The sequence below is a fragment of the Leclercia sp. GHBNCSD genome (assembly GCF_055805075.1).
On record NZ_JBQVYO010000001.1, the window covers coordinates 3,011,853 to 3,026,732 of the forward strand.

Consider the following 14,880-nt stretch of genomic DNA (forward strand, 5'->3'; position numbering starts at 1 on the left):
TCTCTCCTTACAGCGCGCAGGACACGCAGCCTTCTGTTTCGGTGCCTTCCAGCGCAAGCTGGCGCAGGCGAATGTAGTACAGGGTCTTGATCCCTTTCTTCCACGCATAGATCTGCGCTTTGTTGATGTCGCGGGTGGTGGCGGTGTCCGGGAAGAAGAGCGTCAGCGACAGCCCCTGATCGACATGTTTTGTCGCCTCGGCGTAGGTATCGATAATTTTTTCCGGGCCGATTTCATAAGCATCCTGATAGAGGTCCAGATTCTCATTCGTCATAAACGGGGCAGGGTAGTAGACGCGCCCGGTTTTCCCCTCTTTGCGGATCTCGATTTTCGACACAATCGGGTGAATGCTTGAGGTGGCATGGTTGATATACGAGATCGACCCGGTGGGCGGTACCGCCTGCAGATTCTGGTTGTAGATGCCGTAGCGCATCACGTCGTCGCGCAGCTGTTGCCACATCGCCCGCGTCGGCAGGCGGACCCCGGCGCGGGCAAACAGCGCCCGCACTTTTTCCGTTTTCGGCTGCCAGTCACCGTTGAGGTACAGGTTAAAGTACTCTCCGCTGGCGTAACGCGACTGTGCAAAACCGGCGAATCGCTGCCCTTTTTCACGGGCCAGCATCATAGAGGTGTTCAGCGCGTGCCAGGTGATGGTGTAGAAGTAGAGGTTGGTGAAATCCAGCCCCTCCGGGCTGCCGTAGGCAATGCCCTCCCGCGCCAGATAGCCGTGCAGATTCATCTGCCCCAGCCCAATGGCGTGCGAGGCGGCATTCCCGGCCTCCACCGACGGCACGCTGCGGATGTGGCTCATCTCCGACACTGCCGACAGGCCGCGCACCGCGGTTTCAACGGTGCGGCCAAAGTCCGGCGAGTCCATGGTATGGGCTATATTCAGCGAGCCCAGATTGCAGGAGATATCGTGCCCGATACGGGCGTAGTCCAGATTCTCGTCATAGGTTGAAGGGCTGTTAACCTGCAAAATCTCCGAGCAGAGGTTGCTCATATTGATGCGCCCGGCAATGGGGCTGGCGCGGTTGACCGTGTCCTCGTACATGATGTAGGGATAGCCGGATTCAAACTGGATCTCGGCCAGCCGCTGGAAGAACTCCCGGGCATTGAGGGTTTTTTTGCGGATCCGCGTATCCGCCACCATCTCGTCATACAGCTCGCTCACCGCCACATCGCCAAACGGCTTACCGTAGATGCGCTCCACGTCGTAGGGGGAGAAGAGCGCCATATCGGCATTCTCTTTTGCCAGCCGGAAGGTGACATCCGGGATCACCACCCCCAGGGAGAGGGTTTTGATGCGAATTTTTTCGTCGGCATTTTCGCGTTTGGTATCAAGAAAACGCATGATGTCCGGGTGATGGGCATGAAGATAGACCGCTCCGGCCCCCTGGCGCGCGCCAAGCTGGTTGGCGTAGGAGAAGGCATCCTCCAGCATCTTCATCACCGGGATCACCCCGGAGGACTGGTTCTCGATGCGCTTGATGGGCGCCCCCGCTTCCCGCAGGTTCGAAAGTAAAAAGGCCACGCCGCCGCCGCGTTTGGAAAGTTGTAGTGCCGAATTGACCGCCCGGCCAATCGACTCCATGTTGTCTTCAATGCGCAGCAGGAAACAGGAGACCAGCTCCCCGCGCTGCGCCTTGCCGCCGTTGAGGAAGGTCGGCGTGGCGGGCTGAAAACGCCCGGAAAGGATCTCGTCCGTCAGCTGGCGGGCCAGCGTTTCATCTCCCTGGGCCAGGGTAAGGGCGACCATCACCACCCGATCCTCAAAGCTCTCCAGATAACGCTTTCCGTCGAAGGTTTTCAGCGTATAGCTGGTGTAAAACTTCCAGGCGCCGAGGAAGGTCTGGAAACGAAAACCGCTGGCATGGGCATGGGCAAAGAGCGCCAGCACAACGCTGCTCTCATAGCGCGCCAGCACCCGTGGGTCGTAGTAACCCTCCCTGAGCAGGTAGTCCAGACGCGCCTGCGGGCTGGCAAAGGTCATGCTGTTGGGGCGGACATGGGCATTAAAAAAGGCGTCCACCGCCTCACGATCTTTGCTGAACTGGATCTTCCCGTCTTCATCGTAGAGGTTCAGCATGGCGTTCAGGGCATGGAAATCCTGCGATCCCTGTATCACGCGTTCTGCGGTTGTCGTTGCCAAAATTCGTTTACTCCTTTACGCACGTTGTCGACGTCCTGCTGGGTCCCCATCAGCTCAAAGCGATAGAGGTACGGCACGCCGCACTTTTGTGAGATGACATCCCCGGCGCGGCAGAAGGCCTCGCCGAAATTACGGTTGCCGGCGGCGATCACCCCGCGGATAAGCCCCCGGTTATGGGGATCGTTAAGAAAGCGGATCGCCTGGCGCGGTACCGCCCCGGCGGTTCCGCCGCCGCCGTAGCTGGGCACCACCAGAATAAAAGGCTCGTCCACCTGGATGCGCTCCCGTTCGTTCAGCGGGATCCGCACGGCGGGCAGCCCGAGGCGCACGATAAAGCGGTGCGTGTTCTCCGAGCTGCTGGAGAAGTAGACGAGCAGGCTCATGCCCGGGCGGCCTGCGCAGCCTGCGGCAGCCGGTTAATCAGGTCCGGACGGAACCCCGACCAGCTCATCTCCCCGGCGACCACCACCGGCAACTGGCGGAACCCCTGGGCTTTAAGCCTCTCTGCCGCGTCGGCAACCTGATCCACATTCACCAGTTCGAAGCTCACGCCCCGGCTCTCCATGGCGCGTTTGGTGGCATGGCACTGCACACAGTTGTCGCGAGTGTAAATAATAATGCGCATGATTCGTATTTCCATTTAAAATGAGAGTCCAACGCGATTGAACGCGTCACAGGAGTCTGTCTTGCTAAAAGGAATACTAGATGTAGTTATCTAAACTTTCAACCACACAAGATATGGGAAATTCAAGCGTGCTTGCTGCCGGTAACAACTGTTACGGGAAGGGGAGGTATGGCTTATAAAAATGAAAAACCCCAACACCGCAGGGCATTGGGGTAGAAGAACACAGTACGGCGTTGGGCGTTACTTACGCAGGGCGAGCAGCGCACCGATGAAGATCCCGACGGCGGCGACAGTACCTACCGCACACATGGGTCTCTCGCGAATAAAGGTGTTCGCACAGTTTATGGCATCGCAGGCAGACTGTTTGCTGGTGGAGCATCCATTAAGGCGTGCACGGGTTTCACGCAGTAGCGACCGCGCCTTCCGTCTGGCGTCGTCCGCTTCGCCCTTCGCATCTGAACCCCAGGATTTCAAAACGCTTTCCAGCGTATCCGCTAATTTCCTGACATCGTTATGGATATCCTGAGCATCGTCCTCAATGTCGTTTCGGTTTGATCGGCTAAACATACAATTCTCCCTTGAATTTGCGGTAATAAACAGTTTAGACCACCTTTTTAATATCTGAAGCCGGTCACGGCTTATCAGGCCGTTTATGGATTTTTCTGAAAGCACTGCTAATGCTGAATACGGTAAGGTTGCCCGGCAGGAAATGATAACGAGGAAAGAATATGTATTTACGACCCGATGAGGTTGCGCGCGAACTTGAAAAAGCGGGATTTACGGTGGATGTGGTAACACAAAAAGCATACGGTTATCGTCGTGGCGATAATTATGTTTATGTGAACCGGGAAGCCCGCATGGGGCGCACTGCGCTGATCATTCATCCGACGTTGAAAGAGAGAAGTCTTTCCTTCGCGGAGCCTGCTTCAGAGATGAAAACCAGCGACCATTACCAGCAGTTCCCGCTCTATTTAGGGGGCAATAATCAGGAACATTATGGTATTCCGCATGGTTTCAGTTCCCGCATGGCGCTGGAGCGCTTTCTGAAAGGCCTGTTTGGCGACTCGCAATAACGACGCGACTGGCTTTCGCCAGTCGCCGTGTTTCAGGCCTTGATCTGCTGGTACTGGCTCACTTTAAACAGACGTCGGCAGTAGTCGAGGAAATAGCCGTAGACGGCGCCCATCATCATCGACACCACAATATTCGAGCTTACAGCAGCGGCGATCTGGTGCCAGTCTGCGCCCACCGTTAATAAAATGGCGACATATACCGGCGACTGGAAGGTAACATAGGCCACCACGTCCGCCAGATTTTTCATCCAGCCAGTAGATGAATAGCGGCGGGCAAAACGCATCACCGCATCGCGGTAGAAACCGTACGGCCATGCAATAAGGATGTTCACCGGCACGGCGACCAGACGTGAAGAAAGTGACTGCTCAAAGGTCATTCCGGAGAGGAATATTTCAATCAGCATGTTCACCACCGAACAGTAGACCACCATTGCAAATGTGTCCGCTACAGCGTGGCGCAGGCGAGACTGCCGTGAGAACATGTTCTGACTCCTGAAGATGATACGATAACGAGGCTAAAGCGGGTTGGGATAGTGCTTTAGTTTGCTTTGTTTTTCGTGTATAGCGTATCTCTCTGCATTAAAACTCTCAATTAGCGATAAATTTTTATTTAATGGCGTTTTGTCCGTAAAATTCTCTAAACGAACCGGTTTTGCCAGAACGGCGTTATTTTCTCTGTCCTGGTTATTTTTATCAATGTTAAACAATGGCTTAAGTGGTTTTCTTTCTGCGCTCTGGCATGAGCTCTCTGCAGATAAGGTAAAACGCGCACCTCTCAAGCAACTTGTGTTGCTAAGTGGTCGTTATGTAGCGTAAAGCTCTGGAAGTAAGGGTTTGGTTTTATGCGAAACCAGTGAATGGCTATTCGTTTCGGGCGAGGGCGTCACCGCCATTGATGCGGGTAATAACACAGGACAAATAAATAATGGTTAAACGGCTACGCTGAATAAATCATACATTCTAAAAATAACCGCCGTTATATATTCTTTATTCTCAGATGTTGGGCTGGATTATATTTTCGTGCGGTATCGTCTGGATGTTTATAAACAAATGAATTACCATGAGCCGGTATTGATTATTTAGCAGACTTTTGAAAAGGTTTTCATATTATATGACTTCAACATTACACACTCTTAATAATATCCGTACACTCCGCGCGATGGCGCGTGAATTCTCTCTGGACGTGCTGGAAGATATGCTCGAAAAGCTGCGCATCGTCACGGAAGAAAAACGTAACGAGCAGGCTGAGATTGAACAGCAGCGTGCTGAGCAGCAGCAGAAAATTAGCGCTCTGCTGGAGATGATGAAAGCTGACGGTATTTCGGCCGAAGACCTGCTGGGTTCGGAACTGCTGAGCACCAGCGCGCAGCCGAAAAAGCGCAAACCGCGTGCTGCAAAATATCGCTATACCGATCTCGATGGCACTGAAAAAACCTGGACCGGCCAGGGACGTACGCCGAAGCCTATCTCCCTTGCGCTGGCAGAGGGTAAATCGCTGGATGATTTCCTGATTTAATCCGCGCAGACCGGGCGGATTCACGCCGCCCGGTAGCACCGGCGCTTAGCAGACGCCGAAATCGCCATCTTCTTTATACAGCGCCACATCCGCTGCTTTCAGGGTGAACTTCTCGCCCTGCTCGTTACTTGCCTGCACCGCCACAATCTGATCTTCATGCACTTCGATGACTTTAAGTTTCGGGCCGCCCATGCGCGGCTGTACGAGATCGCCAACAGAAAACATAGTTACCTCCTTCTGATAGATGAGCTCCGAGCTTAGCCCAGGCGCAGGCCGCGGTACAGCGCGGCGGGTGGAATACCCCTTAATCGCCCGCCTAAACCTGTGTAAAGAGGGTAAAAGAGGGTAAAACTTCACGCCAACGCTGGCAGCTGTGCGTAGACTCGCTACTCTTAGAGTGAAAATCTCTTTTTTTACAATGACCTGACTGCTTGTATGGAGAATCTATGGGTTTCTGGCGTATCGTAATTACCATCCTGCTTCCCCCGCTTGGCGTGCTGCTGGGCAAAGGGTTTGGCTGGGCCTTTATCCTCAACGTCATCCTGACGCTGCTGGGTTACCTCCCCGGCCTTATCCATGCATTCTGGGTGCAAAGCCGCAGCTAATCCCGCCACAGTAAATCGCTGTAGATCCCGGTCAGCACCCCGTCGGGCGCGAACTGCTGTTTGATCCAACGGGTGACCAGACCGGTTGCCGCATGCTGCGTGGCAAGCAGCATGCGCGAGTCCTGGCGCGGATTATTGATGCGCCGCGTCACCAATAGCCCCGCCTCCACCGCCTCTCTCGCCATATGTTCCGGTAAAAAACCGATTCCTTCACCCAGAATCTGGCACTGGCATTTAGTATTAAAATCCGGGACCAGGATCGCCTCCTGGCCGTGCAGCAGCCAGCCCACTTTCTTGTTAATGGTATGCGCCGTGTCTTCGACCATGATGTTGGGATACAGGCGCAGCTGGCTCTCGGCCAGCGGCTCCGGGGCCAGGGCCAGCGGGTGGTCCGGGGCGATGGCAAACACCCAGCGGATCGCGCCAATCTCGGTGTAATCGATCCCGCCGCCGTCCAGCAGGGTATCCGGCGCGCCAATGGCGATGTTCGCCTGATTATTGATGATCGAATCCCAGACGCCGTTATAGACCTCGGTAGTGACGGTGATCTGGCAGGTGGGGAACTGTTTCTTTAATACCTGCAACAGGCGGGCGGTATGGCGCGGCGTATAGAGCAGCTGGTTGATGCAGATCCGCACCCGCGTCTCAATGCCCTGGGAGATGGTATCTATCCCGCGCTTGATGGCATGGAAGTCATTCAGCAGGTCTACCGCCTTACGGTAAAAGTAAAAGCCCGATTCGGTGAGCTCGATGCTGCGGGTGTTACGCACAAACAGCACCACGTCGAGGCCGGTCTCCATGCGCTTGATGGTATAGCTGATGGCCGAGGTGGTGACCCCCAGTTCGGTAGCCGCTTTGCTGAAGCTGCTGAAGCGGGCCGCGGTAGTAAACGCCAGCAGGTTCTCTTCGGTAAAGATGGAATTCATATCATGGCTCCTGGCACCCATCAGTTTTGAACATATTTTAACAACGCGGTTACAACTCATTTGATGCCGGTCACAGTTCTGCGAAATTGCTGCGAGCCCCGCCGGGCAAGGGCTCGTTAACCATAAGCAGAATGCAGCGCGGGCGGTAAAAACGCGGCCAAAGATAAGAAAAAGATTGCACGGACGCACGTTTTGACCGGACTGTTAAATTTATCTCAACAATGAATTGCCTGTCGATGAATCATTTTTAAGCGGATTCTTTTCTGACCAGGCCATTGCTATGCTCACTCCATCAGAAAGGAAAACCCGGAGTGTGGATATGTCCAGCAATGAACTCGTTACTGAATTTCTGTTAGCCGCCGAACAGGGGAATGTCGAGGCATTAAACGCCTGTCTGGAAAAAGGGGTGGATATAAATGCCACCAACCGGCAGAAAAGAACCGCCATTATTATCGCCAGTCTGAATAAACACTATTCCTGCGTGGAGCGGCTGATTGCCGCTGGCGCAAATATCGACCAGCAGGATCAGACCTGTTTCAACCCGTTCCTGATTAGCTGCCTGACCAACGATCTCACCCTGCTGCGTCTTGTGCTACCGGCCAACCCGGATCTCGACAGGCTGACCCGTTTTGGCGGGGTGGGGATCACCCCGGCCAGCGAGAAAGGGCATCTGGAGGTGGTGCAGGAGCTGCTGGCCCGCACCGACATCAACGTTAACCACACCAACTTTGTCGGCTGGACCCCGCTGCTCGAAGCCATTGTGTTAAATGACGGCGGCCCTCGCCAGCAGGCGATTGTGAAGCTGCTGCTCGACCACGGCGCCAACCCGCATATGACCGATAAATACGGCAAATCCCCCCTCGAACTGGCGCGGGAAAAAGGCTTCAGCGAAATTGCCGACCTGCTGATCGCCGCCGGCGCGTAATACTCCCGGCCAGCCGTTTCGCGCTGGCCTGAATTAAAAATAGCTCTTGCCGTCATGCCTTCGGGCGTGATGTGGCCCCCTTTTGCCCGCATTCAGGAGGACGTAATGCCCACCAAAATCGTGATAAGAAAGAATACCTATTTTGATTCTGTTTCGCTGATGTCGGTTTCCACCAAAGCCAACAAATTGCCCGGCGTGGAGCAGGCCTTTGTTGCTATGGCCACCGAAATGAATAAAGGCGTATTAAAAAATCTCGGTCTGCTGACGCCGGAATTAGAAGACGCCAAAAACGGCGATCTGATGATCGTGATTAAAGGTGAGGCCGCCAACGACGAGACGCTGGCCGCCATCGAGGCGCTGTTTACCCGCAAGGAGCGCGCAGGCTCACACGAATCGCGCTACGCCACGCTCGCCAGCGCCAAAACCCACCGCCCGGACGCCAACCTGGCGGTGATTTCGGTCAACGGCACCTTTGCCGCCCGTGAGGCGCGCCAGGCGCTGGAGAACAACCTCAACGTAATGCTCTTCTCGGATAACGTCTCCCTCGACGACGAGCTGGCGCTCAAGCAACTGGCCCACGAAAAAGGACTGTTAATGATGGGGCCGGACTGCGGCACCGCCATCATTAACGGGGCAGGGCTCTGCTTCGCCAACGCGGTCCGTCGCGGATCCATTGGCATCGTCGGCGCCTCCGGCACCGGCAGCCAGGAGCTGAGCGCGCGCATCCACGAATTCGGCGGCGGCATCTCCCAGCTGATCGGCACCGGCGGCCGCGATCTGAGTGAAAAAATCGGCGGCCTGATGATGCTGGATGCTATCGCCATGCTGGAAGCGGACGAGGCCACCCAGGTCATCGCCCTGATCTCCAAGCCGCCAGCGCCTGCGGTGGCCGAGAAAGTGCTGGCCCGCGCCCGCGCCTGCCGCAAACCGGTCGTAGTCTGTTTCCTTGGTCGCAACGAGCCGCCTGCCGATGAAGCGGGATTACAGTTTGCCCGCGGCACCAAAGAGGCGGCGCTGAAGGCGGTGCTGCTCACCGGCATCAAACAAGAGTCCCTCGATCTGCACCCGCTCAACTGGCCGCTGATTGAAGAGGTGCGCGCCCATCTCACCCCGCAGCAGAAGTACATTCGCGGCCTCTTCTGCGGCGGCACCCTGTGCGACGAAGCGATGTTCGCCGCGCTGGAGAAATATGACGAGGTCTACAGCAACATCCAGCCGGACCCGGCTAAGCGCCTGAAGGACATCAACGTCAGCCAGGCCCATACCTTCCTCGATTTCGGCGATGACGATTTCACCAACGGCAAACCGCACCCGATGATCGATCCGACCAACCGCATCAGCCGCCTGTTGCAGGAGGCACGCGATCCGGAAGTAGGCGTGATCGTGATGGATTTCGTCCTCGGCTTTGGATCGCATGACGATCCGGTAGGGGTGATGATCGAGGCGATCCAGGAGGCGCAGGCGATCGCGAAGGCCGATCACCGCCCGCTGGTCATCCTCGGCTATGTGCTTGGCACCGACCAGGATCCCCAGTCGCTGGCGCAGCAGTGCCAGCGGCTCACCGACGCGGGCGTCATCTGGGCCAGCAGCAGCACCAACACCGGATTACTGGCACGTGAATTTGTCTTCAAAGGAGAGAAAGCCTGATGACCACCTTATTTAACCAGCCGCTGAACGTCATTAACGTCGGCATCGCCCTGTTCAGCGACGATCTGAAGAAGCAGCACGTCCCGGTCACCCATCTCGACTGGACCCCGCCGGGGCAGGGCAATATGCAGGTCGTTGAGGCCCTCGATCAGCTGGCAGAAAACTCGCTGGCGGAGAAAATCGCCGCGGCTAACAAGGTTGCGCTGGAGCGCATTATCCAGTCCCATCCGGTGCTGGTGGGCTTTGATCAGGCGATCAACGTCGTGCCAGGCATGACCCGCACCACCATTCTGCACGCCGGCCCGCCGGTGGCCTGGGAGAACATGTGCGGGGCGATGAGAGGGGCGGTCACCGGTGCGCTGGTATTTGAAGGCTTAGCCAGAGATCTGGAAGAGGCGGCGCAATTGGCCGCCTCAGGCGAGATCACCTTCTCGCCGTGTCACGAGCACGACTGCGTGGGGTCGATGGCGGGCGTCACCTCGGCGTCGATGTTTATGCATATCGTCGAGAACAAAACCTACGGCAACCGCGCCTTCACCAACCTCAGCGAGCAGATGGCGAAGATCCTGCGCATGGGGGCCAACGACCAGAGCGTTATCGACCGCCTGAACTGGATGCGCGACGTGCTCGGCCCGATGCTGCGCGACGCCATGAAGATCATCGGCGAAATCGATCTGCGCCTGATGCTGGCCCAGGCACTGCACATGGGCGACGAGTGCCACAACCGTAATAACGCGGGCACCACGCTGCTGATTCAGGCGCTGACGCCGGGGCTGATCCAGGCGGGCTACCCGGTAGAGCAGCAGCGCGAGGTGTTTGAGTTTGTCGCCAGCAGCGACTACTTCTCCGGCCCAACCTGGATGGCGATGTGTAAAGCCGCGCTGGACGCTGCCCACGGCATCGAGTACAGCACCGTAGTCACCACCATGGCGCGCAACGGCTACGAGTTCGGCCTGCGCGTCTCCGGCCTGCCGGGGCAGTGGTTCACCGGTCCGGCGCAGCAGGTGATTGGCCCGATGTTCGCGGGCTACAGGCCGGAAGACTCCGGGCTGGATATCGGGGACAGCGCCATCACCGAAACCTACGGCATCGGTGGCTTTGCCATGGCGACGGCCCCGGCGATTGTCGCCCTGGTGGGCGGCACGGTGGAAGAGGCCATCGACTTCTCCCGCCAGATGCGCGAGATCACCCTCGGCGAAAACCCGAACGTCACTATTCCGCTGCTCTCGTTTATGGGCGTTCCCACCGCCATCGACATCACCCGCGTGGCGGGCAGCGGTATTCTGCCGGTCATTAACACCGCCATCGCCCATAAAGATGCGGGCATCGGCATGATTGGGGCGGGCATCGTTCACCCGCCGTTTAGCTGTTTTGAAAAGGCGCTGTTGGCCTTCCGCGATCGCTACTTCCTTTAAGGTAAGCATCCATGAAAAGCATGAAACTGGAGTGGAAAAGAGGTGACTGGGCGGCGTACTTCGGGTTGATGACCAACAACCTGACGAACCTGCTGACCATGATGGGGCTGCTCATTTTTGTCGTCGGCATCCCGAAAGAGATTGTTTATGGACGTATTGCGCCAGCCTTCGGGCTGGCGGTGCTGGTGGCGAGCGTCTGCTACGCGTGGTTTGGTCTGCAGATGGCGCGCCAGACCGGGCGTAACGACGTGACTGCGCTGCCGTCGGGGCCGAGCGCGCCCTCGATCTTCACCGTCACTTTTCTGGTGCTGATGCCGGTCTACCAGCAGACCGGTGACGCGGATTTCGCCATCCAGATTGGTCTGGTGTGGTGCTTCGTGGAGGCGATGATCCTCGCGGGCGGTTCCTTCCTCGGCGAAACCATCCGCAAGATGATCCCGCGTACCGTGCTGCTCTCGTGCCTCTCCGGTCTGGGTCTGCTGCTGCTGGCGATGAACCCGATGTTGCAGGCGTTCGAAGCGCCGACGGTCTCCTTTATCGTCCTGCTGCTGATCTTCATCAACTGGTTCGGCAAAAAGCCGATCTTCGCCCGCATCCCCACCGGTCTCCTGCTGCTGATCGCCGGTACGGCCCTGGCGTGGATCTCCGGCCTGCAAAGCCCGGAAGCGATCAAGGCGTCGATGTCCTCCTTCGGCTTTAACCCGCCGGAAGTGCATATCGACAGCTTTATGCAGGGCCTGCCACATGCCCTGCCGTATCTGGCCTCTGCCGTGCCGCTGGGGCTGGCGAACTACATCTTTGACCTGGAGAACATCGAAAGCGCCCACGCGGCGGGGGATGAGTACCCGACCCGCAAGGTGATGCTGGCCAACGGGCTCTCGTCCATGCTCGGCTGCCTGATGGGGAACCCGTTCCCGGTAACGGTCTACGTCGGCCACGCGGGCTGGAAAGCGATGGGGGCCAGCATCGGCTACACGCTGGCCTCCGGCGTCACCATGTTCATCGTGCCGCTGTTCGGGCTGGGAGCCTTTATGCTCGCCATCATCCCAATGACCGCCATCGTGCCGATTCTGGTCTTTATCGGCGTGGTTACCGCCAACCAGGTGGTGAGGGAGACGCCCAAAGTGGAGGTGCCCGTCATCTTTATCTGTCTCTTCCCGTGGATCGCCAACTGGGCGCTGACCATGATGAACAGCGTGATGGGCGCGGCGGGCACCAACGCGGCGAAAATCGGCACCGACGTGCTGCACAGCAAGGGCATTTACTACGAAGGGCTGATGCACCTGGGTAACGGCGCACCGCTCGCCAGCATGCTGTGGGGCTGTATCGCCATCTTCGCCATCGTCAACAAGCCGTTGCGCGGTGCCGTTGCCGCTGCGGTCGGTGCGCTGCTGGCGCTGTTCGGGGTGATCCACGCTCCGGTGGTGGGCTTTGCTGAGGGCAGTTCGCTGACCTTTGTGCTGGCTTACCTGATGATGAGCGGCATGTTTGTGCTGAAGCATGTTCTGGATAGCCGCGAAGCGGCAAGCGCGACGTCGGGCACCGTTATAAAGGACAACGTATGAAAGAGCTTATGGTCGTTGCCATTGGCGGCAACAGCATTATCAAAGATAACGCCAGCCAGTCGATTGAGCACCAGGCGCAGGCGGTGAAAGCGGTGGCCGAGTCGGTGCTGGAGATGCTGGCCTCGGACTACGACATCGTCCTCACCCACGGCAACGGCCCGCAGGTGGGGCTGGATCTGCGCCGCGCCGAGATTGCCCACGAGCGGGAAGGGCTCCCCCTGACCCCGCTGGCGAACTGCGTGGCCGATACCCAGGGCGGCATCGGCTACCTGATCCAGCAGGCGCTCAACAACCGCCTTGCCGCCCGCGGTGAGCAGAAAGCGGTCACGGTGGTCACCCAGGTGGAGGTGGATAAAAACGATCCCGGCTTTACCCATCCTGCCAAGCCCATCGGGGCGTTTTTCAGCGAGACGCAGCGCGATGAGCTGCAACGCGCCCATCCCGACTGGCATTTCGTCGAGGATTCCGGGCGCGGATACCGCCGGGTGGTGGCCTCGCCCCAGCCGCTACGCATCGTTGAGGCGGATGCCATCAAGGCCCTGACGCAACAAGGCTTTGTGGTGATTGGCGCGGGCGGTGGTGGCATTCCGGTGGTGCGTACCGAACAGGGCGACTACCAGAGCGTGGATGCGGTGATCGACAAAGATCTCTCTACCGCGCTGCTGGCGCGTGAGATCCGCGCCGACGTGCTGGTGATCACTACCGGGGTGGAGAGAGTGTGCATTAACTTCGGCAAGCCAGACCAGCAGGCGCTGGACACCGTCAACGTGGCGCAGATGACGCGCTATATGGAAGAGGGGCACTTCCCGGCGGGCAGTATGCTGCCGAAAATTATGGCCTCGCTGGAATTTCTGCACCACGGCGGCAAGCGGGTGATCATCACCTCGCCGGACTGCCTGCCCGCAGCCCTGCGTGGTGAAACCGGGACCCATATTGTGGCTTAACCCTGGCGGGCTTCCCGCCCGCTGTGTGAATGCGTAAGTAAAAGGACAAGACAATGAGTGAGAATAAAAGCCGCCGGGAGTTTCTCAGCCAGAGCGGCAAAATCGCCACCGCTGCAACCGCCTGCGCCCTGTTTGGCACTGCTGGCTCCGTCGCGTATGCTGCTGACACCGCAAAAGCGACCTGCGAGACGGGCAAACCGATGAACATCACCGCGACACACTACTATCTGGACAACGTGCTGCTGGAGGCCGGGTTTAACGTCGACGGCGACGTGGCCGTCAGCACCCGCACCGAACTGAAAACGCTGGAGATCAAGGAGGGCAAGATCGCTGCCCTGCGCGACAACAACAGCCACGCCGACGCCACGCTGCCGCACTACGATGCGGGCGGCAAACTGCTGTTACCGGCGATGCGCGATATGCACATCCATCTGGATAAGACCTTCTACGGCGGCCCGTGGCGCTCGCTCAACCGCCCGGCGGGCACTACCATTCAGGATATGATCCGCCTGGAGCAAAAGCTGCTCCCGGAGTTGCAACCTTATACCCAGGAGCGGGCGGAAAAACTGATCGACCTGATCCAGTCGAAGGGCTCCACCATCGCCCGCAGCCACTGCAATATCGAGCCGACCTCCGGGCTAAAAAACCTGGAAAATTTACAGGCGGTACTGGCCCGGCGTAAACCCGGGTTTGACTGTGAGATTGTCGCCTTCCCGCAGCACGGCCTGTTGCTCTCAAACGCTGAAAAGCTGATGCGTGAGGCGATGCAGGCCGGGGCGCACTACGTCGGCGGGCTGGATCCCACCAGCGTTGACGGCGCGATGGAGAAATCCCTCGACCTGATGTTCCAGATTGCGCTCGATTACGACAAAGGGGTGGATATCCACCTGCACGAAACCAGCCCGGCGGGGGTGGCGGCGGTGAACTACATGGTGCAGACCGTAGAGAAGACCCCGGAACTGAAGGGCAAGCTGACCATCAGCCACGCCTTTGCGCTGGCGACGATGAACGAACAGCAGGTGGATGAGATCGCCACCCGCATGGCGGCGCAGCAGGTGACGATCGCCTCCACGGTGCCGATTGGCACGCTCCACATGCCGCTCAGGCAGCTGCGTGACAAAGGCGTGTTTGTCATGACCGGGACCGACAGCGTGATCGACCACTGGTCGCCGTATGGCCTGGGGGACATGCTGGAAAAAGCGAATCTCTACGCCCAGCTCTACATTCGCCCGAACGAGCAGACGCTCTCCCGCGCGCTGGGTATCGCCACCGGCGACGTGCTGCCGCTGAACGACAAAGGCGAACGCGTATGGCCGAAGGCGCAGGATGCCGCCAGCTTTGTGCTGGTGGACGCCTCCTGCTCCGCCGAAGCGGTGGCGCGCATCTCCCCGCGTACCGCGACCTTCCATAACGGGAATCTGGTGTGGGGCACGGTGGGGTGATGTGAAGCCGGGTGGCGGCTACGCCTTACCCGGCCTACGAGGTAA

16 protein-coding genes are annotated in these 14,880 nt (G+C 58.1%); 9 read left to right on the top strand and 7 right to left on the bottom strand.

What is annotated here, in order from left to right:
- Positions 1-7: 7 nt before the first annotated feature.
- The 4 genes from nrdE to ACT3IC_RS14565 all read right to left on the bottom strand — a co-directional run bounded on the left by nrdE (position 8) and on the right by ACT3IC_RS14565 (position 3,344).
- Positions 8-2,152 (bottom strand): class 1b ribonucleoside-diphosphate reductase subunit alpha, encoded by a 2,145-nt coding sequence (nrdE, locus tag ACT3IC_RS14550; RefSeq protein WP_214422335.1) that lies wholly within the window; start codon positions 2,150-2,152, stop codon positions 8-10.
- On the bottom strand, positions 2,125-2,535 hold the full coding sequence (gene nrdI / locus ACT3IC_RS14555) for a class Ib ribonucleoside-diphosphate reductase assembly flavoprotein NrdI (RefSeq protein WP_103180862.1): 411 nt from the start codon (positions 2,533-2,535) through the stop codon (positions 2,125-2,127). Before nrdI ends, nrdE begins: the two co-directional genes overlap by 28 nt.
- On the bottom strand, positions 2,532-2,777 hold the full coding sequence (gene nrdH, locus ACT3IC_RS14560) for a glutaredoxin-like protein NrdH (protein WP_180209177.1): 246 nt from the start codon (positions 2,775-2,777) through the stop codon (positions 2,532-2,534). The genes nrdI and nrdH overlap by 4 nt, the downstream gene beginning before the upstream one ends.
- Before the next feature lie 240 nt (positions 2,778-3,017).
- Positions 3,018-3,344, bottom strand: a complete 327-nt coding sequence (locus tag ACT3IC_RS14565) for a DUF883 family protein (protein WP_103180860.1) — start codon at positions 3,342-3,344, stop codon at positions 3,018-3,020.
- Between the two features lie 161 nt (positions 3,345-3,505).
- On the opposite strand from ACT3IC_RS14565, the gene ACT3IC_RS14570 reads away from it, so the two are divergent.
- Positions 3,506-3,850 (top strand): DUF2002 family protein, encoded by a 345-nt coding sequence (locus tag ACT3IC_RS14570; protein WP_039030004.1) that lies wholly within the window; start codon positions 3,506-3,508, stop codon positions 3,848-3,850.
- 32 nt (positions 3,851-3,882) lie between these two features.
- Here ACT3IC_RS14570 and alaE read toward each other — a convergent pair whose 3' ends face one another.
- Positions 3,883-4,332: an L-alanine exporter AlaE gene (alaE, locus tag ACT3IC_RS14575; protein WP_103180859.1), complete on the bottom strand. Its 450-nt coding sequence runs from the start codon at positions 4,330-4,332 to the stop codon at positions 3,883-3,885.
- 629 nt (positions 4,333-4,961) lie between these two features.
- Here alaE and stpA point away from each other — a divergent pair.
- The gene (gene stpA, locus ACT3IC_RS14580; protein ID WP_103180858.1) at positions 4,962-5,366 is read left to right on the top strand and encodes a DNA-binding protein StpA; all 405 of its coding nucleotides are present in this window, start codon (positions 4,962-4,964) and stop codon (positions 5,364-5,366) included.
- Between the two features lie 45 nt (positions 5,367-5,411).
- Here stpA and ACT3IC_RS14585 read toward each other — a convergent pair whose 3' ends face one another.
- The gene (locus ACT3IC_RS14585; protein WP_103180857.1) at positions 5,412-5,591 is read right to left on the bottom strand and encodes a hypothetical protein; all 180 of its coding nucleotides are present in this window, start codon (positions 5,589-5,591) and stop codon (positions 5,412-5,414) included.
- Positions 5,592-5,812: 221 nt separating this feature from the next.
- On the opposite strand from ACT3IC_RS14585, the gene ACT3IC_RS14590 reads away from it, so the two are divergent.
- Positions 5,813-5,971 carry a YqaE/Pmp3 family membrane protein gene (locus tag ACT3IC_RS14590; protein ID WP_103180856.1) on the top strand — a complete coding sequence of 53 codons (159 nt, stop codon included), beginning with the start codon at positions 5,813-5,815 and terminating at the stop codon, positions 5,969-5,971.
- Here the strand turns inward: ACT3IC_RS14590 and ACT3IC_RS14595 are convergent.
- The gene (locus tag ACT3IC_RS14595; RefSeq protein WP_103180855.1) at positions 5,968-6,897 is read right to left on the bottom strand and encodes a LysR substrate-binding domain-containing protein; all 930 of its coding nucleotides are present in this window, start codon (positions 6,895-6,897) and stop codon (positions 5,968-5,970) included. The genes ACT3IC_RS14590 and ACT3IC_RS14595 overlap by 4 nt on opposite strands.
- A gap of 319 nt (positions 6,898-7,216) precedes the next feature.
- Between ACT3IC_RS14595 and ACT3IC_RS14600 the strand changes: the two genes are divergently transcribed.
- From ACT3IC_RS14600 to ACT3IC_RS14625, 6 genes are all read left to right on the top strand, one after another.
- Positions 7,217-7,822, top strand: a complete 606-nt coding sequence (locus ACT3IC_RS14600) for an ankyrin repeat domain-containing protein (protein WP_103180854.1) — start codon at positions 7,217-7,219, stop codon at positions 7,820-7,822.
- Between the two features lie 105 nt (positions 7,823-7,927).
- The gene (gene fdrA / locus ACT3IC_RS14605) at positions 7,928-9,469 is read left to right on the top strand and encodes an acyl-CoA synthetase FdrA (protein ID WP_103180853.1); all 1,542 of its coding nucleotides are present in this window, start codon (positions 7,928-7,930) and stop codon (positions 9,467-9,469) included.
- A complete protein-coding gene (locus tag ACT3IC_RS14610) occupies positions 9,469-10,884 on the top strand; it encodes a YlbE family protein (protein WP_180209179.1) in 1,416 nt (471 codons plus the stop codon). The genes fdrA and ACT3IC_RS14610 overlap by 1 nt, the downstream gene beginning before the upstream one ends.
- A gap of 11 nt (positions 10,885-10,895) precedes the next feature.
- The gene (locus ACT3IC_RS14615; protein ID WP_156655140.1) at positions 10,896-12,449 is read left to right on the top strand and encodes a xanthine permease; all 1,554 of its coding nucleotides are present in this window, start codon (positions 10,896-10,898) and stop codon (positions 12,447-12,449) included.
- Positions 12,446-13,393 (top strand): carbamate kinase family protein, encoded by a 948-nt coding sequence (locus ACT3IC_RS14620; RefSeq protein ID WP_312349122.1) that lies wholly within the window; start codon positions 12,446-12,448, stop codon positions 13,391-13,393. The genes ACT3IC_RS14615 and ACT3IC_RS14620 overlap by 4 nt, the downstream gene beginning before the upstream one ends.
- A 53-nt stretch (positions 13,394-13,446) precedes the next feature.
- Positions 13,447-14,835 (top strand): amidohydrolase family protein, encoded by a 1,389-nt coding sequence (locus ACT3IC_RS14625; protein WP_159340343.1) that lies wholly within the window; start codon positions 13,447-13,449, stop codon positions 14,833-14,835.
- Positions 14,836-14,880: the final 45 nt, after the last annotated feature.

Bases quoted from the DNA above. Each gene is read 5' to 3' on its own strand.
- fdrA (WP_103180853.1), top strand. From the start codon at position 7,928: ATGCCCACCAAAATCGTGATAAGAAAGAATACCTATTTTGATTCTGTT.
- ACT3IC_RS14625 (WP_159340343.1), top strand. From the start codon at position 13,447: ATGAGTGAGAATAAAAGCCGCCGGGAGTTTCTCAGCCAGAGCGGCAAA.
- nrdH (WP_180209177.1), bottom strand. From the start codon at position 2,777: ATGCGCATTATTATTTACACTCGCGACAACTGTGTGCAGTGCCATGCC.
- ACT3IC_RS14565 (WP_103180860.1), bottom strand. From the start codon at position 3,344: ATGTTTAGCCGATCAAACCGAAACGACATTGAGGACGATGCTCAGGAT.
- ACT3IC_RS14600 (WP_103180854.1), top strand. From the start codon at position 7,217: ATGTCCAGCAATGAACTCGTTACTGAATTTCTGTTAGCCGCCGAACAG.
- ACT3IC_RS14610 (WP_180209179.1), top strand. From the start codon at position 9,469: ATGACCACCTTATTTAACCAGCCGCTGAACGTCATTAACGTCGGCATC.
- nrdI (WP_103180862.1), bottom strand. From the start codon at position 2,535: ATGAGCCTGCTCGTCTACTTCTCCAGCAGCTCGGAGAACACGCACCGC.
- stpA (WP_103180858.1), top strand. From the start codon at position 4,962: ATGACTTCAACATTACACACTCTTAATAATATCCGTACACTCCGCGCG.
- ACT3IC_RS14570 (WP_039030004.1), top strand. From the start codon at position 3,506: ATGTATTTACGACCCGATGAGGTTGCGCGCGAACTTGAAAAAGCGGGA.
- ACT3IC_RS14620 (WP_312349122.1), top strand. From the start codon at position 12,446: ATGAAAGAGCTTATGGTCGTTGCCATTGGCGGCAACAGCATTATCAAA.
- ACT3IC_RS14590 (WP_103180856.1), top strand. From the start codon at position 5,813: ATGGGTTTCTGGCGTATCGTAATTACCATCCTGCTTCCCCCGCTTGGC.
- alaE (WP_103180859.1), bottom strand. From the start codon at position 4,332: ATGTTCTCACGGCAGTCTCGCCTGCGCCACGCTGTAGCGGACACATTT.
- ACT3IC_RS14595 (WP_103180855.1), bottom strand. From the start codon at position 6,897: ATGAATTCCATCTTTACCGAAGAGAACCTGCTGGCGTTTACTACCGCG.
- ACT3IC_RS14615 (WP_156655140.1), top strand. From the start codon at position 10,896: ATGAAAAGCATGAAACTGGAGTGGAAAAGAGGTGACTGGGCGGCGTAC.
- ACT3IC_RS14585 (WP_103180857.1), bottom strand. From the start codon at position 5,591: ATGTTTTCTGTTGGCGATCTCGTACAGCCGCGCATGGGCGGCCCGAAA.